The following is a 22530-nucleotide window of genomic DNA, read 5'->3' on the forward strand; positions in this document are numbered from 1 at the left end:
TGACCACCGGCCGCGCCGCCCTGCATCGCCTGAACCGGCTCGAGCGCGACGAATCCGAGGCTCCCGCACCGACTTTCCCGCCGCTGCCGGAGGGCCGTCGGATCGCGGTGGTGGGCCCCAGCGGGGCGGGCAAGACCACGCTGCTCATGGCGTGGGCCGGACTGTTCGACACCCCGCGGCCCGGCGTCACCTTCTTCGCCGAGGACGCGCACCTGTTCGGCACCACCGTGCTGGAGAACCTGCGAGTGGCGCGCGGCGACATCACCGCCGCCGAGGCCGAATCCGCCCTGCGCGCGGTCGGCGCCGGGACCTGGCTGGACTCGCTGCCCGACGGTGTCGAGACCGATCTGGTCGGCGGTGCGGCCGCGGTCTCCGGCGGTCAGCGCCGCCGGATCCTGCTGGCCCGCGCCCTGCTCTCCCCGGCGCGAGTCCTGTTGCTGGACGAGCCGACCGAGCACATGGAGGCCGAGGGCGGGGCGGAACTGCTGCGCCGCCTGCTGGACGAATCGAGCGGCCTGGTCGACCGCGATCGGACGGTCGTGGTGGTCACCCATCAGCTGCCGCCGGACGCCAAGGCCGACACCATCGTTCACGTCGAGCCGGGTGGAACCGTGACGACCGCTCGCTTTATTCCCACAACCACCGTGTGACCTGCGATTTCGCAATCCGAGAAAATACATTGCCGCCTTTGCCCGTTCCGACTAACTTCGTCGGTACACAGGAAGGAGGTGGTTCGAGAATGATTTCTAGGACGCGTGAGGTGGCTGCCAGCTAGGCGCTACCGCTGCAATCGGATTCCGATCGCGCGAGCCCTCGCGAATCCAAGGCAGCCACCCGGCCCCCGAGTTACGGCCTGTCCGGCCGGATCAGCGTGAATGTTGCATCTCCGCTGATACAACTCGGGGGCCGTACCCTTTTCACGGGCAGGTTCGCCCGCGCCCCTAACCCCGTGCCGCCGTGCCGCTTACCACGTCTTCCTCGGCCCCCGACCAGGTCGCGGGTGGTGGCCCGAACGTGGTGTGCGCGTTCGCGATCACGCCCTTGGCCAGCGCCCGGTTGCCGAGCGCTCCGATCACCGCGCCGAGGCCGGCGGGCAGCGTCTTGCCGAACATGAGAATCACCCGGCGCACCAGGAATCGCACGATGAACCGTTTCATCATCGCGTTGTCCATGGAGCGCACGACGGGGAGCCGGTCGGCCACGACGTTCGCCCAGTCCCGGGCCGACTGACTGGCGCCCTTGCCCAGCACTTCCGTGCCGCTCTCGCCGAGCACGACCGCCACCACCAGGGCCCGCCGCTCCTTGGGCGAGACCGATTCGAGGCCGTGCACGCTCCCGGTCGCCACCGCGTACAACGCGGACATCTCGAGGAAGAACACCGATTCGACGCCGCTGACGGCCAGTCCGATCAAGGTGCCGATGCCCGGCACGGCGGCGCTCAGCCCGGCGACGGTGCCGCTGAGGGTGACCGCGGTCAGATACCGCGCTTCCAGACCCCCGGCGATGTCCTCGGGAGTGCGGTCGGGGTGCAGGCGACGCAGCCGACTCACATACTTCGAAGCCAGCGGCGCCTGAACCCCGGTCCCGCCACGCAACACCATTTCGACGGTCTTCTGCAACGCTCGCTCGAACACGACAGTCCTCCCGGTTTCGGACGGGTCGGCGAAATCAGTTGCCGCGGTGTGAAAATCCGGTCTCAGCCGATGTATCGCTGCAGCCGCGCCGAGAGCCGGGGCTCCAGGGCGCCGTCCGCCGCGATGCGCTCCTCGACGTATCCGAGATCGCCGCCCTCGACAATGCCGTAGAGCCGCTTCGCGCCGCCCACCACGATGCCGGACTGGCTGCGGATCACCACGTCGGTGGCCAGCTCCCAGGAGGACTGGGTGAGCGCCTGGCCGTAGAACAGCTCGACGATGCCGGAGGAGTGGGTGAGCAGCAGCTCGAGCACCTCGTCGTCGCCGTCGATGCCGACCCGCCAGAAACCGCTCTCGCGCAGATCCGGACCCGCGTACTCGCCCTGGGCGTCCAGCTTCCAGGAGCGCGCCTCCCAGGTCAGGTAGTCGCCGCCGTCATGGGAGACGATGATCTGCTGACCGAAGCGGTAGTCGCCGGTATCGGGCTCGTTGCCCTCGCCCTCACCGCGCCACACGCCGACCAGCGGCAGCAGCGCGAGCATGGAGGAACTCAGATCCGGGCCCAGCCGCAGGTTCGCGGTGTCCACGGGCAACGGCAGATCCGGGAGCGTCGGAACATTCATCGCCCCGGTCGAGCGGGCACGCTCCACCGCTTCGGCGACCGCCTGGTCTCCGGAGCGTCGAGCGCCCTCCTCGTGGCGAACGATCGGCGTCGTCGACGACGAACCGTTGGCCACTCCGTTATCGATGTTCTCGTGGGCCGGATCTGTCACGACTCGGTGAACAGCCGGTAGAGGACGTACAGACCGAACCAGGCGATCAGTACGGAGACGAGAACCAGCAGAATCTCGAAGGTAAGCACCACGTCTCGGAGTCTAATCGCACCGGCGAGATCACGTGAAAACGACCCCGGGAAAATCTTTCGCACACTCGGAAAGGTCCTCCGGTGCGCACGAGAACGGCCCCGGGATCATGAATCCCGGGGCCGTTCTTGGTGTTTCGTCTAAATCGACACGGAGCCGATCACTTGGCGACGGTGACGTCCACGTTGTGGATGCCGTTGCCCTCCGGCGACACCTTCGCGGTGCCGTTGCCGGACGCCGAGAGCGCGCGGATGGTCCACGTGCCCGGCGCGGCGAAGAAGCGGAAGTCGCCGGTGCCCGAGGCCACGACCTCGGCGGTGAAGTCCTCGTTGCCGTCCAGCAGGCGGACGAACGCGCCACCGACGGTCTGGCCGTCAGCGGTCAGGACGCGGCCGGTGATGACCGTCTCCTTCTCGACGTCGACGCCGGCGGGGATGGCCTGTCCCTGGGTAGGTGCAGCACACATATTGATTACGCTCCCAACTCGATCGGTGCACCGACGAGGGAACCGTATTCGGTCCAGGACCCGTCGTAGTTCTTGACGTTCTGGTGGCCCAGCAGCTCCTGCAGCACGAACCAGGTGTGCGAGGAGCGCTCGCCGATGCGGCAGTAGGCGATGGTCAGCTTGTCGCCGTCCAGACCGGCCTCCTTGTAGATCTCCGCCAGCTCGGCATCGCTCTTGAAGGTGCCGTCCTCGTTCGCGGCCTTGGACCACGGCACGTTGATGGCGGTCGGGATGTGACCCGGACGCTGCGACTGCTCCTGCGGCAGGTGGGCCGGGGCCAGGATCTTGCCGGAGAACTCGTCGGGCGAACGCACGTCGACCAGGTTCTTGGTGCCGATGGCGTCGATGACCTCATCGCGGAACGCCCGGATGGACAGGTCCTGGGCCGAAGCCTTGTACTCGGTGGCCGGGCGGACCTTGACGTCCTTGACCAGCGGGCGGCCGTCCAGCTCCCACTTCTTGCGGCCGCCGTCGAGCAGCTTCACGTCCTGGTGGCCGTAGAGCTTGAAGTACCAGTACGCGTAGGCCGCGAACCAGTTGTTGTTGCCGCCGTACAGCACCACGGTGTCGTCGTTGGCGATGCCACGCTCGGACAGCAGGGCCGAGAACTGGTCCTGGTTCACGAAATCGCGACGGACCTGGTCCTGCAGGTCCTTCTTCCAGTCGAGACGCACGGCGCCCTCGATGTGGCCCAGGTCGTAGGCCGAGGTGTCCTCGTCGACCTCGACGAGGACGACGCCCGGGGTGTTCAGGTTCTCTTCGACCCAGTCTGCGGAGACCAGGACATCGGAGCGAGCCATGTTGTTCCTTTCGATGCGGTGCCGTGGGAAGGCGTTGCGTTCGTGTGGTTGAGGGTGGGTTATACGGAGGAGTTCGAGGTCTGCGCGGTTTCACCGGAGGTCCGGAACCGCGCGACGAGCGGATAGATCTTGCAGCCCAGGCAGATTCCGAAGGCGGCGTTCAGGAAGGCCGCGAACAGCGCGAATCCGGTGAAGATCGCGCCCGCCACCGGACTGCCCGCCGCGAAGCCGAGCACGCCCAGCACCGCGAAGGCCAGGCCCACCAGCTGCGCGAACCGCAGCGGCGCAACGGGTTCCAGCTCGGTCGGCGCACCGATGCGGGGCGCGACCGCGGCGGCGTAGATCCGGCCGTAGGGGCTGCGGCGCGGACCGTAGGCCGCGCCCAACCCGAACACGATGGCCTGCAAGGCCAACAGCACGGTGGCGGCGGGGACGGAGAAGGCGGCGACGATCAGAACGAGGGCCAGGACGGCGGTGGTGATCCAGGCGGCGAAACGCGGGCCGCGGACATCGACCTGACCCGTCGGTAAGGCAGTCGGTTGAGGGTTCGACATGGGAGTACTCCTGTGCTGAAGGGGTATTGGCCAGATCGCCGGAGGATCGGAAACGATCTCTCGACAGCGGGGACAACTCCGGTCGGCGACAGAGGAATACGAAAGGCCGACCGGCTAGCGGCACAGGCAGCAACAACCACCGAGCCGGCACAGGTCTACCGTGCGGCGTCGGGTGAGCATCAGCTCGCGGTTGGATTGCACGAGGGGGAGTTTACCCAATTTTCGGGGGAAATTGGACCCTGGGTCCGTAATGCTGGTCACTCACCGGATGCGGAGATCGTCAAAGGCGTCAATGACCTGCGCAGATCCGCGGCCTTCGGAACTCCGGAGATTCGGAAGCGTTCCAATCCTCGAGAATCGAATCCGAAAGTGGTGGGCAGCGAGAGCACGTTGAGCTCCCGTGCCAGTGCCGGATTCGCGTCGATGTCGACCTCGAGATCTAGCGGCGCGCGCTCGGCATCGGACAATTCGGTCACCACGCTCGCGACCACGCGCCGCACCGCCGCGCACGGGCCGCACCAGTCGGCGGAGAAGTGCAGGATGGTCGGCCGGCCGGGGATCACCCCGGCCGCGGCCAGCAGCGCGGCCCGATTTGATTCGGGCTCCGGCGGATTCGCGGCCCCGGCGGTGTCGCTTTCCGGGGCGGCGGTGTGGCGCACCCGGCCCTCGTTGCGGCGCACCAGGATTCCCACGCCGATCGCCGCGATCAGCATGACCACCAGGATCGCGACGGTGATCACGGCTTCTGCAACCGATCCAGGTCGACGACCGCGTTGACGGCCTTGCCCGAGACGACCAGCTGCCCGCCGCTGGCCTCGATCTTCCTCGGCGTCAGGCCGAAGGGCATGTTCTTGATGTCGAAAGTGCGGGTGAAATGCGCCAGCACCGTGGGCCGGTCCTGCTCGGGGATGACGATCCGCTGCTGGCCGGGCAGCACCGAATCCGGGTCGGGCTGCAGATCCCTGCCCGAGATGGCGGTCGCGGTGATGTGGATCTGGTCGCCGTCGAGCCGCACCTCGGCCAGTACATGGACCTTGACCGAGTTCGCCTTCTTGGTGCCCTTGTCGCGGTTGCCGTCCCGCGTGTCGGTGACCGCGGTGGCATCGGCGCCGGGGCCGATGGGCACGGTGCCGAACAGCACGACCGAGGCCCGGGTCGCCACGGCGGTGGCCACCGAGTCGTCCGAGCCTTCGGAGCCGTCGGAGCTGTCCAGGCTCGGGCCCAGGACCTCGAGGTCCGGAATCTGGAAGATGCGGCCGAGTTCGGTCGGCTCGATGCGGACGTCGCCCTGCACCTCGTCGACCGGGACCTTGCCCACATTGCCGTCGATCAGATCGCGCATCGACAGGTGCACGCCGCGCAGGTTGGACTCGACGGTGATCTGGCCGGGGATATCGGGCCGCATGGCGCGGGCGCGGATGTCGAAGCTGTTGTACTTGCCGTCCAGCGCCTGCAGGACGAAGGGGTCGCCGATCGACTCGTGGATGGTGATCTCCGGATCGGCGCTCAGGTCCGAGCCGGTTCGCAGCAGCCGTGACACCCGGTACTCGGAGTAGGCCGCCACCCCGAAATCGAGCAGCACCGCCAGCCCTGCCAGGCAGAGCAATCCGATGAGGAGCCTCCGGAAACGCATACGTGCACCCTAGTCGGGAAGAGTGCGGTTGCCGGAGGTCGCGGTGCTCGGCGCCGATCGGTAAGCGATTGCTCAGTGTCGATCGGGCGCGTGCTCGGCGCCGATATCGAACCTCACGGGCAGGTCGCGGGCCGGTGAAAAGGAAATGAAGAGGCGGTAGACCGGACCAGTCGGTAGCGACGGCTACCGCGAATACGAGCGACTCGGCCGTGACACGCTAATGTAGGCAGCGATTACCTGTGATGACCTGCATGGGGTAGTGGCGAACAGTGCGGTAGCCACACACATGCCAGATGGGATGGAGGGCCCCCATGGAGCTGCTCCTGCTGACCTCCGACCCCAACCCCGAGGCGGTGCTGCCCTCGCTGTCGTTGCTGCCGCACCACGTGCGACCCGCACCGACCGAGGTGGCGTCCCTGCTCGAGGCCGGTTCCGCCGATGTGGCGCTGGTCGATGCCCGCACCGACCTGGCCGCCGCGCGCGGCCTGTGTCGTTTGCTGGGCAGCACCGGCTCCTCGGTGCCGGTGGTGGCGGTGCTGACCGAGGGCGGACTGGTCGCGGTGAACGCGGACTGGGGGCTGGACGACATCCTGCTGCCCGGCACCGGACCCGCCGAACTGGACGCCCGGCTGCGACTACTGGTGGCCCGCAACGGCGGCGTCGCCAGCCCGGAGAACACCGGCAAGATCACCCTCGGTGAGCTGGTGATCGACGAGGGCACCTACACCGCCCGGTTGCGCGGACGTCCGCTCGACCTGACCTACAAGGAGTTCGAGCTCCTGAAGTACCTGGCGCAGCACGCCGGTCGGGTGTTCACCCGCGCGCAGCTGCTGCAGGAGGTCTGGGGCTATGACTTCTTCGGCGGCACCCGCACCGTGGACGTGCACGTGCGACGGCTGCGCGCCAAGCTCGGCAGCGAATACGAATCCCTCATCGGCACGGTCCGCAATGTCGGCTACAAGGCGGTGCGCCCGGCGCGCTCGGCCGGTAAGGGCGACGCGGTCACCTTCCCCGACAGCGAGGGCGACGACACCGAACTGACCACGGCGAACACCACGGCGAACGGCACTCTCTGATGCTCTCCTGGACCGACCGGCCGTCTCCCGAGACCGCCGCGGCGGTGCGGGCCGTCCTGGAGCGGGCCACCGCCGCCGACGGCGTCGCCCCGGTCTCGGAACAGGCCGTGCTGTCGCTCGGAAACGATTCCCCCGCACGCCATCTGGTGGACATTCGAGACGGCGTGGTGGCCGGGTACGCGAATCTGGTTCCCGCGCACGGGGAACACCCGGCCATGGCGGAGGTCGCGGTCGATCCGTCGGCTCGCGGACAGGGCATCGGCGCAGGCCTGGTGGCCGCCGCGCTGGCCGAGGGTGGCCCCGGGACCCGGGTCTGGGCGCACGGCGATCTGCCGCCCGCGCGGGCCGTCGCGGCCCGATTGGGCCTGTCCGTTTCCCGCGAATTGTGGCAAATGCGACTGGAGTTGGCGAACTCTCAGCTATCAGAACTGGTGGTTCCCGAGGGCCTCGAATTGCGCACCTACGCCGGGCCTTCCGACGACGCCGAACTGCTGCGCGTGAACAATGCCGCCTTCTCCTGGCATCCCGAACAGGGCGGCTGGACCGAGCGCGATATCGACGCCCGCCGCGCCGAGGACTGGTTCGATCCGAAGGGTCTGTTCATCGCGGTCGATCCGGCCCAGCCCGATCGCATGCTCGGATTCCACTGGACCAAGGTGCATTCCGAGGAGAATCCGCCGATCGGCGAGGTCTATGTGGTCGGCATCGACCCGGCCGCGCAGGGCCGCGGCCTCGGTCGCCTGCTCACCCTGGCCGGTCTGCACTATCTGAAGGATCGCGGTCTCGGCGCGGTGCTGCTCTACACCGAAGGTGACAACACCGCGGCGGTGCACACCTACACCAGGCTCGGCTTCACTCGATTCCATATCGATATGGCCTATTCCGCCGGGTCCTGAATTCCGACTGGCAACAGTGCGGCTAATGTCACATAACGTACGCCGCAATCGGGGCGGGTTGTTCATCTTTCGTTCACCTGCCCAGGTCCAACTGTCAACCGAGCGCCCTTACGTTGCAAGTGGGCCGCATTCCGCTGCCCGGTGCGCTAGTTCGCAGCGAACAGCCGCCAGATCGCGCCCGTCCGACCGTTGAGGGGTTGGACGTGCATGTGATTCCCCCGGAGGAATTGGTGAATCTCAAGCGCAGCAGCGCCCTGCTCGGTGTGTTGGCCGCGGCCGGTGCCCTGACTCTGTCCGCCTGTGGCAGTGACGACAACGCCGGCGGCAATGGCGCCACCAAGATCGACGTCGCCTGCGGCGGCAAGTCCTCGCTGAAGGCGAGCGGCTCCAGCGCCCAGAAGAACGCGATGGACCGTTTCGTCGCGGCCTACCAGGCCAACTGCAGCGGCGCCAAGCTGGACTACACCGCCTCGGGCTCCGGCGCCGGTGTCAACGAGTTCATCGGCAACCAGACCGATTTCGCCGGCTCCGACTCGCCGCTGAACGCCGAGAAGGGTGAGGTCGACAAGGCCGCCGCCCGCTGCGCCAGCCCGGCCTGGAACCTGCCGGCCGTCTTCGGCCCGATCTCGGTCGCCTACAACGTGCCCGGCATCGACGACCTGGTCCTCGACCCGCCGACCATCGCGAAGATCTTCTCGGGTGACATCACCACCTGGAACGACACCGCGATCAAGGCCCTGAACACCAACAAGGCCGACAAGCTGCCCTCGGACAAGATCGGCGTGATCTTCCGCTCCGACGAGTCGGGCACCACCGACAACTTCCAGAAGTACCTGACCGCCGCCGGTGGCTACACCAAGGGTGCGGGCAAGTCCTTCAACGGTGGCACCGGTGAGGGCGCCAAGGGCTCGGACGGCACCTCGGCCGCGGTGGCGAACACCAAGTTCACCATCACCTACACCGAGTGGTCCTTCGCCAAGGCACAGAAGCTGACCTCGGTCCGCGTGCTGACCACCGCCACCTCCAACGACCCGAAGCCGGTCGAGCTGACCGCCGAGACCGCCGCCAAGGCCGTCGACGCCGCGAAGGTCAAGGGCGAGGGCAACGACCTGGTGCTGGACAACAGCTCGATCTACAAGCCCGCCGTCGGCGGCGCGTACCCGATCATGCTGGCCACCTACGAGATCGTCTGCTCGAAGTACAGCGACGCCGACACCGCCAAGGCCGTCAAGGCGTTCCTGACCTCGGCCGTCGGCAACGGTCAGACCGGTCTGGCGGACGCGGGCTACGTGCCGCTGCCGGACGCGTTCAAGACCAAGCTCACCACCGCGATCAACGCCATTTCCTGATCGCCTGATCGAAAAACCACGATGACCGTGCACGACGAAACTGCCGCCGCGGGTCTGTCCGTTTCGACCGACCCGCGGGAAGACCGTGCCCAACTGCCGGGGGATACTGCGCTGATGCCGACCGAACCCAGCACCAAACCGGCCGCGGGGCGCGGCGCACCCAAGAAGTTCGGCGCGGAGTTCGCGTTCCGCTCGGCGGCCACCGCCGCCGGCGGGATCATCGTCGCCGCCATTGCCCTGATCGCGTTGTTCCTGCTGATCCGGGCGTGGCCCTCGATCATGGAGAACAAGGCGAACTTCTTCACCACCACCGAGTTCAACGTCAGGGACGAGCACAACCTGCGCTTCGGCATCAAGGACCTGTTCATGGTCACGGTGTTGAGCTCGTTGTTCGCGCTCGCGATCGCGGTGCCGATCGGTGTGGGCATCGCGCTGTTCCTGACGCAGTACTCGCCGAAGGCGCTGGCGCGTCCGTTCTCGGTCATCGTGGACCTGCTGGCGGCGGTGCCGTCCATCGTGTTCGGTCTCTGGGGACTCCTGGTGGTGGCGCCCAAGCTGAGCCCCTTCCAGGACTTCCTGAACAAGCATCTGAGCTGGCTGTTCCTCTTCTCCGACGGCAATGTCAGCATTGCCGGCGGCGGCACCATCTTCACCGCGGGCGTGGTGCTCGCGGTGATGATCCTGCCCATCATCACCTCGGTCAGCCGTGAGGTCTTCGGCCTGACCCCGCGCATGCACATCGAGGCGGCGCAGGCGCTGGGCGCCACCAAGTGGGAGGTCGTGCGCATGACCGTGCTGCCGTTCGGCCGCTCGGGCGTGATCGCCGGTTCCATGCTGGGCCTGGGCCGCGCGCTCGGTGAGACCATCGCGGTCCTGATCGTGCTGCGCACCTCCACCAAGGCCGGCAGCTGGTCGCTGTTCGACGGCGGCTACACCTTCGCCTCCAAGATCGCTTCGGCCGCTTCGGAATTCAGCTCCAAGCTGCCGACCGGCGCCTACATCGCCGCCGGTTTCGTGTTGTTCGCTCTGACGTTCGTCGTCAACGCACTGGCTCGGCTCGCGGCGGGCGGGAAGGTGAACGGATGACCGCCACACTCGACAAGCCGATCAAGGCGCCGACCTTCCGGCACGTCAGCGTCGGCCGCCGGATCAAGAACAATATCGCCACCGCCGTGGTGTGGCTGTGCTTCGGCATCGCCCTGGTCCCGCTGCTGTGGGTGCTGTTCATCGTGGTCCAGAAGGGCGCGGTCGCGCTGACCCGCTCGGGCTGGTTCACCAAGTCGCAGAACGGCGTGCTGCCGGATTCGCACGCGGGCGGCGTCTACCACGCCATCTACGGCACCATCGTGCAGTCGGGTATCGCCGCGATCATCGCGATCCCGCTGGGCATCATGGCCGCGGTGTTCCTGGTCGAGTACGGCCGCGGCTGGCTGGCCAAGACCACCACCTTCATGGTCGACATCCTGGCCGGTGTGCCATCGATCGTGGCCGCGCTGTTCATCTTCGCGCTGTGGATCGCCACCCTCGGCTTCCCGCAGAGCGCCTTCGCGGTGTCGCTGGCCCTGGTGCTGCTCATGCTGCCGGTGGTGGTGCGCAGCACCGAGGAGATGCTGAAGCTGGTGCCCGACGAATTGCGCGAGGCGTCCTACGCGCTCGGCATTCCGAAGTGGAAAACCATTGTGCGGATCGTCATTCCGACCGCCGCCCCGGGCATGATCTCCGGCATGCTGCTGGCCATCGCCCGCGTCATGGGTGAGACGGCGCCGGTGCTGGTGCTGGTGGGTTATTCGAAGGCCATCAACTTCGATGTCTTCAACGGCAATATGGCCTCGCTGCCGCTGCTGATGTACCAGGAGCTGTCCAACCCGGAGCCCGCCGGCCGCGAGCGCATCTGGGGTGCCGCGCTGACCCTGATCCTGATCATCGCGCTGCTCTACGCCGCCGCCGCGGTGGTCAACAAGCTGCTGACGCGGAACCGATAGAAGGAAAGACTGATGGCCAAGCGAATTGACGTCAAAGACCTCAATATCTACTACGGCAAGTTCCACGCCGTCGCCAATGTCGGTCTGACGGTGCTGCCGCGCAGCGTGACCGCGTTCATCGGCCCGTCCGGCTGTGGCAAGTCCACCGTGCTGCGCGCGCTCAACCGCATGCACGAGGTGACCCCCGAGGCCCGCGTCGAGGGCGCGGTGCTGCTCGACGGCGAGGACATCTACGGCGCCACCGTCGATCCGGTCGGCGTGCGCCGCACCATCGGCATGGTGTTCCAGCGGCCGAACCCGTTCCCCACCATGTCGATTCGCGACAATGTGGTGGCCGGGCTGAAGCTGCAGGGCGTCCGCAACAAGGCCAAGCTGGACGAGGTGGCCGAGCAGTCGCTGCGCGGCGCCAATCTCTGGAACGAGGTCAAGGACCGCCTGGACAAGCCGGGCGGCGGCCTCTCCGGTGGTCAGCAGCAGCGGCTGTGCATCGCCCGCGCCATCGCGGTGTCGCCCGACGTGCTGCTCATGGACGAGCCGTGTTCGGCCCTGGACCCCATCTCCACGCTCGCGATCGAGGATCTGATCACCGAGCTGAAGAAGGAGTTCACCATCGTCATCGTCACCCACAACATGCAGCAGGCCGCGCGCGTGAGTGACCAGACGGCGTTCTTCAACCTGGAGGCGCAGGGCAAGCCCGGCAAGCTGATCGAGATCGACGAGACCGAGAAGATCTTCTCGAACCCGTCGCAGAAGCAGACCGAGGACTACATCTCCGGCCGCTTCGGATAAACAAGACTCTCCGGCGTCTACGACCCCTGCCAGATGGCAGGGGTCGTTTCATTTGTGCAGGTGGTGGCCATGTAAGCCGCCGCTTTGTGGCGCGCGTCATATCGGCCTGCGGTGATTGTGTGCAACCGTCAGTTACGGTTACTCTGACCTTGCTGGTAAACCGATCGGTTTAGTAAGGAGGTGTCGGATGACCGTCTCAATGGCGAGCCTGGGATCCGGACGGACCGTGGCAGGGCTGTCGCAGCGGGCGAAAGTGGCCGCGCTGATCGCCATCTGTCTCGCGGAACTGCTTGTGGTGCTCGACAACACACTGGTGAACGTCGCCCTGCCATCGATGGCGGTGCAGCTGCAGGCCGATATGAGCGGGCTGCAGTGGATCGTCGACGCCTTCACCCTGGCCTTCTCCGGCCTGCTGCTCGCCATGGGACACCTGGGCGACCGGTACGGACGGCGACTCTTCATGATCATCGGCTTGAGCGGCGTGGCGGTCATGTCCGCCGCGGGCGCGCTGTCGTCGGGACTCGGGCAGGTCATCGCGGCCCGCGCGGGCATGGGCGTGTTCGCGGCGGTGGTCTTCCCGGCCACGCTGGCGCTGATCACCAATATCTTCACCGCCCGGCGCGAGCGGGCCGCGGCCATCGCGCTGTGGACGGTCATGGCCGGCATCGCCATCGCGATCGGCCCGACCGTCGGCGGCTGGCTGCTGGAGTACTTCTCCTGGCATTCGGTCTTCTGGATCAATGTGCCGGTGGCGCTGGTGGCCATCGCGGCGGTGCTGGCCACGGTGCCGGAATCGCGTGCGGACCATGTGGATCGGCTCGACCGCGTCGGCATCGTGCTCTCGCTGGCCGGCGTGACCGCGCTGGTGTGGTCCATCATCGAGGCGCCCAAGCACGGCTGGCTCGCCACCGAAAGCCTTGTCGGCTACCTGGTTTCGATCGTCCTGCTGACGGCCTTCGTGGCCTGGGAACTGCGCACGCCGACGCCGGTGCTGAACATGCGCCTGTTCCGCAATCGCCGCTTCGCGCTGCCCTCGCTGGCGATCACGGTGTCCTACTTCGCGGCCTTCGGCTTCCTGTTCCTGATCACCCAGTACTTCCAGGGTGTGAAGGAGCTGTCCCCGCTCGAATTCGGCATCCACTCACTGCCTTTCGCGGTGGCGGTCGGCGTCGGAGCGCCCATCGCGACCATGCTGGCGCAGCGGGTGGGCACCACGGCCATGGTGGTGTCCGGGCTGCTGATCCTGGCGGTGGCCATGTACATCGCGGGTCGGACCACGGTCGAAACCCCTTATCTGGGACCGGTTGTGGTGTCCATGGTCCTGATGGGCCTGGGATTCGCCGTAGTTCAAGGCCCGGCAACCGAATCCATCATGGGCGCGGTGCCCGTGGAGGAGGCGGGTGCGGGCTCGGCGGTCAACGACACCACCCGCGAGGTGGGCGGCGCGCTCGGCGTGGCGGTGCTGGGTTCGGTGATGACCTCGGTCTACACGAGTCATATCGCCGATCGGATCGGCGCGATTCCGGCCCAGATCATGAACGCGAAGCAGAAGGATCTGGCGAGCAATACGCCGATCAGCATTCTGGAGGTCGTGAAGGCCCCGGTGAATCCGCTGCTCGCGCAGGCGAAGACGGATCTGATCCATGCCATGAAGGTCGCGGCCATGCAGGGCGCCGAGGCCGCGTCCTACATCGCGGTCGGCGCACTGGTCGTATGCGCGGTCATCGTGGCCGCGACACTTCCGTGGCGGGTGGAGCAGGGCAGTTCGATGCTGATGGGCTGGCGAGAGTCCGACGAGGACTGACGCCGCCGGGTGGCCCGGGATTCGTCCCGGGCCATCGGTGTTTCCGGAGAGCTAGATGCTCTCCTTCTCCGAATCCGGGTCCGGGGGCAGCACGCCGGTGACCAGGAACACGACGCGGCGGCCGATCTCGACGGCGTGGTCGGCGAACCGCTCGTAGTAGCGGCCCAGCAGCGCCACGTCGACGGCCGCCGGCACGCCGAATTCCCACTCGCGGTCCATGATCAGCGTGAACAGGTGCTTGCGCAGGTCGTCCATCGCCTCGTCGTCGTCGGTGAGCTTGGCGGCCCGCTCGGGATCGCGGGTCTCCAGCACCTCCTTGGCGGTGGCGCCCATCTTGACGGCGACGCGGCCCATTTCGGCGAAGTAGCTGTTGACCGCCTCCGGCACGGCGTGGGCCGGGAACCGCCGCCGGGTCATCTTGGCGACGTGCAGCGAGAGCACACCCATGCGGTTCACATCGGAGACGATCTGGATGGCGCTGACCACCTGCCGCAAATCTCCGGCGACCGGGGCCTGCAGGGCCAGCAGCGCGAAGGCCTTCTCCTCGGCCAGCGTGATCATCTCGGCGATGCGGTCGTACTCGCTGATCACCTGTTCTGCGAGCTCGAGATCGGCGGTGAGCAGGGACTGGGTGGCCCGCTCCATCGCCGACCCGGCGAGCCCGGCCATGCCGCCGAGCAGATCGGCGAGCTCGGCCATTTGTTCGTTGTAGATGACACGCATAGGTCAAGACATTAGTGCGCACCGCTGACCAAGTCACCAACTGTGGGTTAACCGTGGGTGCCGTTCGGTTCCAGCAAAGTTGCCGCAGTTCCGGCCGGTGTGGCCGCGCCCTACTTACATAGGTCGTCGGCGGCGTTGACGTGCTCCAGATCGGAGGGGAGTGTGACCGGCGCCGCACTCGGGCCGCCCGCGTCCGTCGGCGTGTCGGGCAGGGTCTGACCGAAGGCCGTGGGCACCTTCACCGTGCCGGTGAAATCGGAGCCCACCACCACCTCGACGATGCTGCCCAGCCCGCTCGCCGGTTCCAGGGTCGCGCCCGGCAGGGCACTGGCGACGGTGGCGGCCTCGGCCTCGTGCCCGCTGGAGTAGCGGACCTTGGTCTTGGCCGAGACGCCGTCGGCGTAGTTGCCGGTGCTGTAGATCCCGAAGCCCTGATTGGCCAGCTTGGTCGCGGTCGTCCCCGCGATGCCCGCCTGGCCCGAGCCATTGGACACCTGCAGCGAGACCGTGGTCGGATCCACCGCCGTCAGTTTGGGTTTGGCGGCGGGGGCGTTCGTGGTGCTGGGCGGGGCGTCGGTCTTCTTCTCGCCGGGCAGCGGCTGATCGTCGATGACGGCACGGAAGATGGCCTTGATATCGGATTCGCGCGGGATCTCGTTGCCGTAGGAGGTGGTGCCCGCGGTCGGGACGGTCAGGAAGGTGATGTTCCCGGCCTGCATCTTCTGCAGCGAACGGCCCAGCGTCAGCAGGTCTTTGGTGGTGACGTTGTCCATGAAGGAGTGCTGGGCGAAGGCGTTGATGAAGCCGTTGAGCTTGCCCGGATCGAAGAGCACCTTGCTCGACAGCGCGCTGCGCAGCAGCGAGGACAGGAAGCGCTGCTGGCGGTTGATGCGGTCGTAGTCGCTGCGCTCCTCGCCGTAGACGTGGCGGGCGCGCACGTAATCCAGTGCGGTGGAACCGTTCACGACCTGCTTGCCCGGCGTGGTGAGCACGGTGCCGAGGACCTCGTCGACCAGTGGCTTGGTGGAGCACACCTCGACGCCGCCGACCACGTCGACCATGGATTCGAAGCCGGCGAAGTCGATGCCGACGAAGTGGTTGATCTTCAGGCCGGACATCTTGGTGATCACCTTGGTCAGGCACTTGGGCCCGCCGAGCGCGTAGGTGGCATTGAGCTTGTCGCCCGCGGCGCCGTAGAACTTCTCGCCGGTGTAGGTGGCCTTGTCGTTGTTCCAGCCCTCGCAGTCCGGGCGGGTGACGTCCAGGTCGCGGGGGAAGGAGACGGCCACCACGCGCTGCCGGTCGGCGGGGATGTTGACCAGCATGACGGTGTCGGAGCGCGCGCCCTCGGCGTCGTCGACGCTGCCCGCGCCGAGCTGGCTGTTGGTGCCCGCGCGGGTGTCGGTGCCGACGATGAGGAAGTTCTCGTCGCCGGTCTGCCCGCCGACGTCGACCACGTCGTCGTTGTTGTCCTGGATGGCGGAGATGTTGTGGAAGTTGTTGTCCTTGGCGCGGAGATAGCTCCAGCCGCCGCCGGTGACCAGCAGCGCGATGACCGCGACCATGGCCAGCGCGGCGCGACCGGCCAGCACCAGGCGCCGGTTGCGGCGCCGGCGGGCGGGCGGAATCCGTTTGGCCGGTTCGGTTCCCACGGCGGCGGGCAGCGCGGTGGTCGGATAGTCGGCGGGGGACTTGATCCTTCGCGACAGTAGCGCCTTGGCTCGCTCGGCGGCCGGCACCGGCGGCGGGGCGGCGGCGGTGACCGGGGGTAGTTCCTCGGTGACCGGATCGGCCATCGGATCGACCGGGCGCGGGACGGCGCGGTTGCTGCCGGTGCCGGGCGCGTTCGCCACCCGGCGCAGGTGGCTGGTGTCGCGGACGGGCCGCTGCGAACCGGTCGCGGCCGGAACGGCTTTCGAGCCGACCGGTCCCTCCGTTTTGCGGCCATTGGTGGGCTCGGAGGACGGGGTTGCCGTCGATTCGTCCGGACTGTCCGCTTCGGCGCTGCGGCGTCGCCGCGTCCGGCGCTCGCTGTCCACGCGCTCTACAAGATCCTGGACCGAGAGGGACGTGGCGGGTTCATCGTCGGCATGCCGGGAGCGGCGTCCGGTTTGTACCGGATCGTCGACCGACAGTGCGGATTCGTCCGCCGGGTAGCGCTCCCACGGGGCGCGACCTCCCGGCCGTGGCGTACGCCCGTACCGATCGTCACCCACCAACGAACCTCACTTTGCTCTTGATACCGAGGGCCATGATAACGATTTCGCCACGATGGACCACTCGAACGTATGTCCACCGCAGGTGGGTCCGGTTTTTCGGGTATGTCCGGGCGCGCGCAGGGCAGGAAAACGCACTCGGACTGTGCTTCCACAGAGCTCGGGCCGGGTGCCCAGAAAAGTGTGCCAGGGTGTCGGCGCAGGACCGTGGAGCTGCGCCGGACGTTATTCGGATCGAGCCGTAGCGGAGACCGGATCAACGGCCGCCGGGTACGAACTCAGCCGCCGCTGTGCATGACGTCCGCGGCGGTCGGCACGGTCGCGTCCTCCGGATCGTCGAGCCAGCCGTCGGGCAGCGCCACCTTGGTCTGCGGTGAGCCCTGCCGCCCGCGCGGGCCGAGCGCGTCCTCGGGGAACGGCACCTCGGGATCGAGCTGCGCGACCAGATCGCCGATCTGCGCCAGGCTGGTGACGGTGGCGAACTTGCGCCGCAGCGCCGACCCCACCGGGAAGCCCATCAGATACCAGGCCATGTGCTTGCGGATATCGCGCATGGCCTTGTCCTCGCCGTCGTGCTCGACGAGCAGCGCGGCGTGGCGGTAGAGGATCTCGCCGACCTTGCCGAGCGTCGGGCCCGCCGGAATCGGCTCGCCGCGCAGGGCGGCGCTCAGTTCGCCGAACAGCCACGGACGACCCAGGCAGCCGCGGCCGACCACGACTCCGTCGCAACCGGTTTCGGCCATCATGCGCAGCGCGTCGTCGGCGGTGAAGATGTCGCCGTTGCCGAGCACCGGGATGCCGGTGACGGTTTCCTTGAGCCGGGCGATGGCGCTCCAGTCGGCCTGGCCGGAGTAGAGCTGCGCGGCGGTGCGGGCGTGCAGCGAAACCGCCGCCGCCCCTTCCTCTTCCGCGATGCGGCCGGTGTCGAGGTAGGTGTGGTGCTCGTCGTCGATGCCGATGCGGAACTTGAAGGTGACCGGGACATCGCCTGCGGCGGAGACCATTTCGCGCACGATCTCCCGGAACAGCCGCCGCTTGTAGGGCAGTGCGGAGCCGCCGCCGAGGCGGGTCACCTTGCGCACCGGGCAGCCCAGGTTCATATCGATGTGATCGGCCCAGCCCTCGCCGACCACGATGCGCACGGCCTCGCCGAGGGTCTTGGGGTCGACGCCGTAGAGCTGCATGGAGCGCGGCGACTCGTCCGGCCCGAAGGCCATCATGTTGAGCGTCTTCTCGTTGCGCTCCACGACGGCGCGCGCGGTGATCATCTCGCACACGTACAGCGAAGTGGCACTGCCGAATTCCCGGCACAGCGTTCGGAACGCGACATTGGTGATGCCCGCCATGGGGGCCAGCACGACCGGCGGATCGAGGGGGTAGGGCCCGATCCGCAACTCGGTCTTCGGGGCCCCGATTCGATCGGTGTCGGGGGCATGGAGCGAGGCAGTCACGCCGTCCAGTCTCTCATCTGCGGATTCGCCGCCAGAGCCGCGTACCGCCGAAAGTGCCGCCGCTCACAGCGCGGGTGCGCGGTGAGCGGCGGTTTCGAGCTGGGGTGCGGGTGCTAGCTGCCGGTGGCGGCCAGTTCCTTCTCCCGCTTGGCGGCCTCGCGGGCCAGCATGCGGTCGCGCTGCTCCTCGAACTTGTCGACGTCCTTGGCCAGCTTCTCCAGGAACAGGCCCAGCCGCTCGCGGGTCTCCTCACCGCGCGCGGTGAAGTCGTCGCGCTCGAAGATCTTCCACTTCTTCAACACCGGGTTCACCACCTCTTCGAGGTGCTGACGCAGGTCGTAGATGCCGTGCTTGGCCATCAGCACGCCGTTGCGGCGGAAGTTGGGCATTCCGGCGCCGGGCATCTGGAAGTTCTCCAGGATCATGGTGATCGCGTCGAGGGTCTGGTCCGGCGAAAGATCCAGCGCCGCACCGCACATATTGCGGTAGAAGATCATGTGCAGGTTCTCGTCCGCGGCGATGCGCTGCAGCATGCGGTCGGCGATCGGGTCGTCGCAGACCTTGCCGGTGTTGCGGTGGGAGACGCGGGTGGCCAGCTCCTGGAAGGTCACATACGCCACCGAGTACAGGAATCCGGCATTGCCCACCTGCTCGAGTTGTTCGGTGGGAGAGGCGAATCCGTTGGTCATGTGGATCATGCGGGCCTGCTCGAGCGCGACCGGATCCACCCCGCGGGTGACGACCAGGTAGTCGCGCATCACGATGCCGTGGCGGTTCTCCTCGGCGGTCCAGCGACCGACCCAGGTGCCCCAGGCCCCGTCCTGCGAGAAGTTCTCGGCGATCTCACGGTGGTAGGAGGGCAGGTTGTCCTCGGTGAGCAGGTTGGTGATCATGGCCGCCTTGGCGACCTCACTCAGTTTCGACTGCTCCGGATCCCAGTCCACACCGCCCATGGCGGCGAAGTTGCGACCCTCGTCCCACGGCACGTAGTCGTGCGGATGCCATTCCTTGGCCAGGGAGAGGTGGCGATTGACGTTCTCCTCGGCAACCGGCTCCAACTCCGTCAGCAGCTCGAGTTGAGTCAGATCCTTTGCCATACATAAGCCCTTCGTATCGTGCGTCGTGCTGTCGTACCCTCGCCGGCCTGCCGCCGCGCCCATACCTTACGTGACCGTAGGGTGATGTGAAACTCACATGCGCACCATTGCGGTGTTGGTGAGGGATGTCATAAGACAACGGCCCACAGCGACGGATACATCGCCGTGGGCCGCAGTTCGTTAGCCGCGCATCGCCGTTCGATGCGAGATCACTTCTTGCCCAGCAAACCGCCCAGCACATTGCCGAGGACGTTGCCGGCGTTCTGGCCCATGGCCTTGCCCAGGATGTCGCCCAGGCCACCACTCTTGTTTCCACCGGTGGCCCCACCGAGCAGGCTACCGAGAATGTCGCCGATGCCGCCGCTCGAAGACTCGGCGGCCGCACCGCCGCCGCCTCCGCCGAGGGCCTTCTTACCCAGGTAGGCCAGCACGATCGGCGCGAGCATCGGGAGCAGCTTGCCCATCAGATCCTGGCTGATGGCACTGCCGCCGACATTGCCGAGCGCACTGATCACCGTGTTCTTCTCGGCGCCGAAGGTCTGATCGACGATCTGGCTGCCGCTGTTGGTGTCCACCTGATCGATGTCGACACCGCCGTCGAGTAGAGCGTGCGGCTGATTGGCGACTTCGTTCTCCAGATTCAGTCCCGTTTCAGGGTTGCCGGCCTGTGCCTGGAAGCCGCCGAGTAGTACGGGGACGGCAGCGTCGATCGCCGTCTTCGCGGTCGCCTCGTCGACGCCGAGCTTCTCGGCGATCTGGGCGACGGGTACTTGGGAGAGCAGGTCATCGAAGGAAGTCATGAACTCCGCCTGTGGTGATGGTGCCCGGGAAAAGCTCTACTCAGGTCACGGTAGGTGAAATCCGGACAGATTGCCACAGATTCGCGGATGTGGCGAAGGGCCCGGCGTATGATTCCGGGCCCTTCGCATGCGTGTGCCCCCACCAGGGCTCGAACCTGGGACCTGCGGATTAAAAGTCCGTAGCTCTACCAACTGAGCTATAGGGGCGTGCGGGACGTCAGTTTAATGGTCGGACCCCGTAACTGTTAAACGAGTATCCGATTGTGGTCTGGCAGATGGCATTTGCGCAGGTCGCGGTGGTTTCGGTCGGGTTGACGCGGGGCGGCGCCGGCGTCGTGGGCGAGGGCGGCGGCCGGACGGGCGGCGGCCGGGCCCCTATATAGGGGATGACGCGATGTGCCGTTGGGGTGACCGGTCGTGCCGATCGGGCGGGCTCGGGCTGTCGCGGGGTCCGGTTGGGGGGACGATGTGGCCCTGTGAGGGTGCGGACCGGTCGGTGCGGCACCGCGAGTAGGTGGACCCGGGGGACGGCAGGGGTCGGCGCGGAGTGTGGGCGGGGTGCGGTGGTGGTGCGGTGCGGTCGCGCCCATCGCCGGGGAGATATTCCCCATTCGATCGGTTCGTGGTCTCCGGGTAAGCGGGCGCTGATTGTCGGCTCCGAGGGGTCCGGCAATCGCCTTGCCACTCAATTTGTTTGGTGGCCGGGGAGTGTGAATATCATCCAATGGTGATGTGTGGCAAGCTAATTGGGGCGGGGGGTGGGGACCGGTCGAGGTCGTCGCGCGGGTGGGCGCGGCGACCGGGCGGCGATGCGGTGTCGGCGGGGACAACGCGCGCGGCGGTGATCGGTCTGCCGAACATCGATGGGATATGGGTGAATTCGTCGTTTCGGACCAATCGTCCATACGATTGCTGGGAAATTGCGGTTTTCGAAAGGGGGTGTGCTGGCTAACTGACTTTCCGGTACACCTCACGCTGGGTGCGCTTTCCGGGTACGGTGACCGACTGGTGAATTCCCGAAGAACCGGGATTGCCCCGGCGGCACGGGATTCGGCTTATCGTTGATGTGCCCGAACGTGTCGCGACCGGTCAGGCCGATCGCGGCTCCGACACATGAAGCTGCGGGGAGGCGGACCGAGACGACCATCGCCCGGGTGCGCACCCCCTGCGGTGCACCCGGGCGGGAAAAACTATACCAGTTGGTGTGTTTCAAGTTTTTCGCGCTTTTTCGTACCAAAAGTTTGGTAATTCGGGCGGAAGCCCGCTTTGAAGTATTTGAAAGACACGTAACTTTGCGTCGAGGCCGGGGAACGGTCGGCGACGGTTAGCTAGCTTCGGAGGCGTTTCGAGCATGGCACGGCAGCAAGAGCGGGCCCGCCGGACACGCGCGGCGATCATCAGGTCCGCCGCCGTTGAGTTCGGGAAGAGCGGCTATGCCGCTGCATCGCTCAACCGCATATTGGAAGGCTCCCGGGCGACCAAGGGGGCCATGTACTTTCACTTCGACTCCAAGGAGGACTTGGCGCGCGCGGTATTGGAGGCGGCGGTCGACCGCTATCGGGTATCGACCGAAAGATGGCTCGCCAGAACCGATCTCGGCCCGCTCGACGTGCTGCACGGCATGACCGACGAGATCGCGCTGCGGCTGGAGAACGACATCATCATCCAGGCCGAGTTCCGGCTCATCATCGAGCCGGAGTTCTATCGCGACATCCAGGCCGGCGGGGGCCGCATACTCGGGCGCGCCATCCGGCAGCTCGCGGTGCGGGCCGTCGAGCACAAGCAATTGCGTTCGGACTCCGACCCGGACCGCTTCACTCGCACCCTGGCGGCCGCGCTGGCGGGTCAGCGTTATATCGCCGATGTGCTGGCGGGCCCGGTGGATCTGCGGGCCCGGTTCGCCGAGGCGCTCGAGGTGATCGTGGAAGCCACCGCGACACCGGAGTGGTCCGAGGAGTTCCGGCGCACCGGCTGGCGGGTGTCCGCGAAGCTCGAAGATCTCAACTTGGGACTCTGACCAGCTGATTTGGGAATCACGCGGAGCCTGTCATAAGCTATCTCCGCTCCCAACGGAAGCCGTTGAGCAAACGGTCCGGAGAAATCCGGCGGGCCCCCTTCGTCTAGCGGCCTAGGACGCCGCCCTTTCAAGGCGGTAGCGCGGGTTCGAATCCCGTAGGGGGTACAACGATGGAAACATCGTTGTAGGAGCAAGTAGCAAGGCCCTGTGGCGCAGTTGGTTAGCGCGCCGCCCTGTCACGGCGGAGGTCGCGGGTTCGAGTCCCGTCAGGGTCGCAGTACAAAAGTTTGGCGCTCGAATGGGTGCCTTTCGGCCAGGTAGCTCAGTTGGTACGAGCGTCC

Annotated in this window: 21 protein-coding genes and 3 tRNA genes; 11 read left to right on the forward strand and 13 right to left on the reverse strand. The window is 67.0% G+C overall.

Going from position 1 to position 22530, the window contains the following annotated elements; translation table 11 throughout:
• Positions 1-650: ATP-binding cassette domain-containing protein (locus ON43_RS03545; RefSeq protein WP_040803494.1), on the forward strand; the 650-nt coding region annotated here is incomplete at its 5' end.
• 291 nt (positions 651-941) lie between these two features.
• On the opposite strand, the gene ON43_RS03550 is transcribed toward ON43_RS03545, so the two are convergent.
• The 7 genes from ON43_RS03550 to ON43_RS03585 form a co-directional block, all read right to left on the reverse strand.
• Complete coding sequence (locus ON43_RS03550; RefSeq protein WP_051177850.1) at positions 942-1634, reverse strand: hypothetical protein; 693 nt, start codon at positions 1632-1634, stop codon at positions 942-944.
• A gap of 62 nt (positions 1635-1696) precedes the next feature.
• Complete coding sequence (locus ON43_RS03555) at positions 1697-2371, reverse strand: heme-binding beta-barrel domain-containing protein (protein ID WP_051177852.1); 675 nt, start codon at positions 2369-2371, stop codon at positions 1697-1699.
• A 286-nt stretch (positions 2372-2657) separates the two neighbouring features.
• Positions 2658-2963, reverse strand: coding sequence for a DUF1416 domain-containing protein (locus ON43_RS03565; RefSeq protein WP_040803498.1), 306 nt, complete (start codon positions 2961-2963; stop codon positions 2658-2660).
• 5 nt (positions 2964-2968) lie between these two features.
• On the reverse strand, positions 2969-3802 hold the full coding sequence (locus ON43_RS03570) for a sulfurtransferase (RefSeq protein WP_040803500.1): 834 nt from the start codon (positions 3800-3802) through the stop codon (positions 2969-2971).
• 59 nt (positions 3803-3861) lie between these two features.
• Positions 3862-4356, reverse strand: coding sequence for a DUF4395 domain-containing protein (locus ON43_RS03575; protein WP_051177851.1), 495 nt, complete (start codon positions 4354-4356; stop codon positions 3862-3864).
• 257 nt (positions 4357-4613) lie between these two features.
• Positions 4614-5096 carry a thioredoxin family protein gene (locus tag ON43_RS03580; RefSeq protein ID WP_086007879.1) on the reverse strand — a complete coding sequence of 161 codons (483 nt, stop codon included), beginning with the start codon at positions 5094-5096 and terminating at the stop codon, positions 4614-4616.
• A complete protein-coding gene (locus ON43_RS03585) occupies positions 5093-5989 on the reverse strand; it encodes an LmeA family phospholipid-binding protein (RefSeq protein WP_040803502.1) in 897 nt (298 codons plus the stop codon). The genes ON43_RS03580 and ON43_RS03585 overlap by 4 nt, the downstream gene beginning before the upstream one ends.
• Before the next feature lie 311 nt (positions 5990-6300).
• Between ON43_RS03585 and ON43_RS03590 the strand changes: the two genes are divergently transcribed.
• The 7 genes from ON43_RS03590 to ON43_RS03620 all read left to right on the forward strand — a co-directional run bounded on the left by ON43_RS03590 (position 6301) and on the right by ON43_RS03620 (position 13885).
• On the forward strand, positions 6301-7065 hold the full coding sequence (locus ON43_RS03590; RefSeq protein WP_040803504.1) for a winged helix-turn-helix transcriptional regulator: 765 nt from the start codon (positions 6301-6303) through the stop codon (positions 7063-7065).
• Entirely contained in the window at positions 7065-7961 is an 897-nt protein-coding gene (gene mshD / locus ON43_RS03595) for a mycothiol synthase (protein WP_040803506.1), read from the forward strand. The genes ON43_RS03590 and mshD overlap by 1 nt, the downstream gene beginning before the upstream one ends.
• A gap of 230 nt (positions 7962-8191) precedes the next feature.
• A complete protein-coding gene (gene pstS / locus ON43_RS03600; RefSeq protein ID WP_040803530.1) occupies positions 8192-9310 on the forward strand; it encodes a phosphate ABC transporter substrate-binding protein PstS in 1119 nt (372 codons plus the stop codon).
• Positions 9311-9424: 114 nt separating this feature from the next.
• On the forward strand, positions 9425-10396 hold the full coding sequence (gene pstC, locus ON43_RS03605; protein ID WP_040803532.1) for a phosphate ABC transporter permease subunit PstC: 972 nt from the start codon (positions 9425-9427) through the stop codon (positions 10394-10396).
• Entirely contained in the window at positions 10393-11292 is a 900-nt protein-coding gene (gene pstA / locus ON43_RS03610) for a phosphate ABC transporter permease PstA (protein ID WP_040803508.1), read from the forward strand. The genes pstC and pstA overlap by 4 nt, the downstream gene beginning before the upstream one ends.
• A gap of 12 nt (positions 11293-11304) precedes the next feature.
• A complete protein-coding gene (pstB, locus tag ON43_RS03615) occupies positions 11305-12081 on the forward strand; it encodes a phosphate ABC transporter ATP-binding protein PstB (protein ID WP_040803510.1) in 777 nt (258 codons plus the stop codon).
• Positions 12082-12268: 187 nt separating this feature from the next.
• A complete protein-coding gene (locus ON43_RS03620) occupies positions 12269-13885 on the forward strand; it encodes an MFS transporter (RefSeq protein WP_245568454.1) in 1617 nt (538 codons plus the stop codon).
• Between the two features lie 51 nt (positions 13886-13936).
• On the opposite strand, the gene phoU is transcribed toward ON43_RS03620, so the two are convergent.
• The 6 genes from phoU to ON43_RS03650 all read right to left on the reverse strand — a co-directional run bounded on the left by phoU (position 13937) and on the right by ON43_RS03650 (position 20379).
• The gene (gene phoU / locus ON43_RS03625) at positions 13937-14608 is read right to left on the reverse strand and encodes a phosphate signaling complex protein PhoU (protein WP_040803512.1); all 672 of its coding nucleotides are present in this window, start codon (positions 14606-14608) and stop codon (positions 13937-13939) included.
• Between the two features lie 110 nt (positions 14609-14718).
• Entirely contained in the window at positions 14719-16824 is a 2106-nt protein-coding gene (locus ON43_RS03630) for an LCP family protein (protein WP_040803514.1), read from the reverse strand.
• A gap of 278 nt (positions 16825-17102) precedes the next feature.
• Positions 17103-18218: a tRNA dihydrouridine synthase DusB gene (gene dusB / locus ON43_RS03635; protein ID WP_218003199.1), complete on the reverse strand. Its 1116-nt coding sequence runs from the start codon at positions 18216-18218 to the stop codon at positions 17103-17105.
• A gap of 170 nt (positions 18219-18388) precedes the next feature.
• Positions 18389-19372, reverse strand: coding sequence for an acyl-ACP desaturase (locus ON43_RS03640; protein WP_040803516.1), 984 nt, complete (start codon positions 19370-19372; stop codon positions 18389-18391).
• A 209-nt stretch (positions 19373-19581) separates the two neighbouring features.
• The gene (locus ON43_RS03645) at positions 19582-20172 is read right to left on the reverse strand and encodes a DUF937 domain-containing protein (protein WP_040803518.1); all 591 of its coding nucleotides are present in this window, start codon (positions 20170-20172) and stop codon (positions 19582-19584) included.
• Between the two features lie 134 nt (positions 20173-20306).
• Positions 20307-20379, reverse strand: a tRNA-Lys gene (locus ON43_RS03650).
• A 1144-nt stretch (positions 20380-21523) separates the two neighbouring features.
• Between ON43_RS03650 and ON43_RS03655 the strand changes: the two genes are divergently transcribed.
• The 3 genes from ON43_RS03655 to ON43_RS03665 all read left to right on the forward strand — a co-directional run bounded on the left by ON43_RS03655 (position 21524) and on the right by ON43_RS03665 (position 22464).
• Positions 21524-22189, forward strand: coding sequence for a TetR family transcriptional regulator (locus ON43_RS03655; RefSeq protein ID WP_040803520.1), 666 nt, complete (start codon positions 21524-21526; stop codon positions 22187-22189).
• Between the two features lie 92 nt (positions 22190-22281).
• Positions 22282-22354 (forward strand) — tRNA-Glu (locus tag ON43_RS03660).
• Between the two features lie 36 nt (positions 22355-22390).
• Positions 22391-22464 (forward strand) — tRNA-Asp (locus tag ON43_RS03665).
• Positions 22465-22530 lie beyond the last annotated feature (66 nt).

The organism is Nocardia concava NBRC 100430 (assembly GCF_000308815.1).
Taxonomy (GTDB): Bacteria; Actinomycetota; Actinomycetes; order Mycobacteriales; family Mycobacteriaceae; genus Nocardia; species Nocardia concava.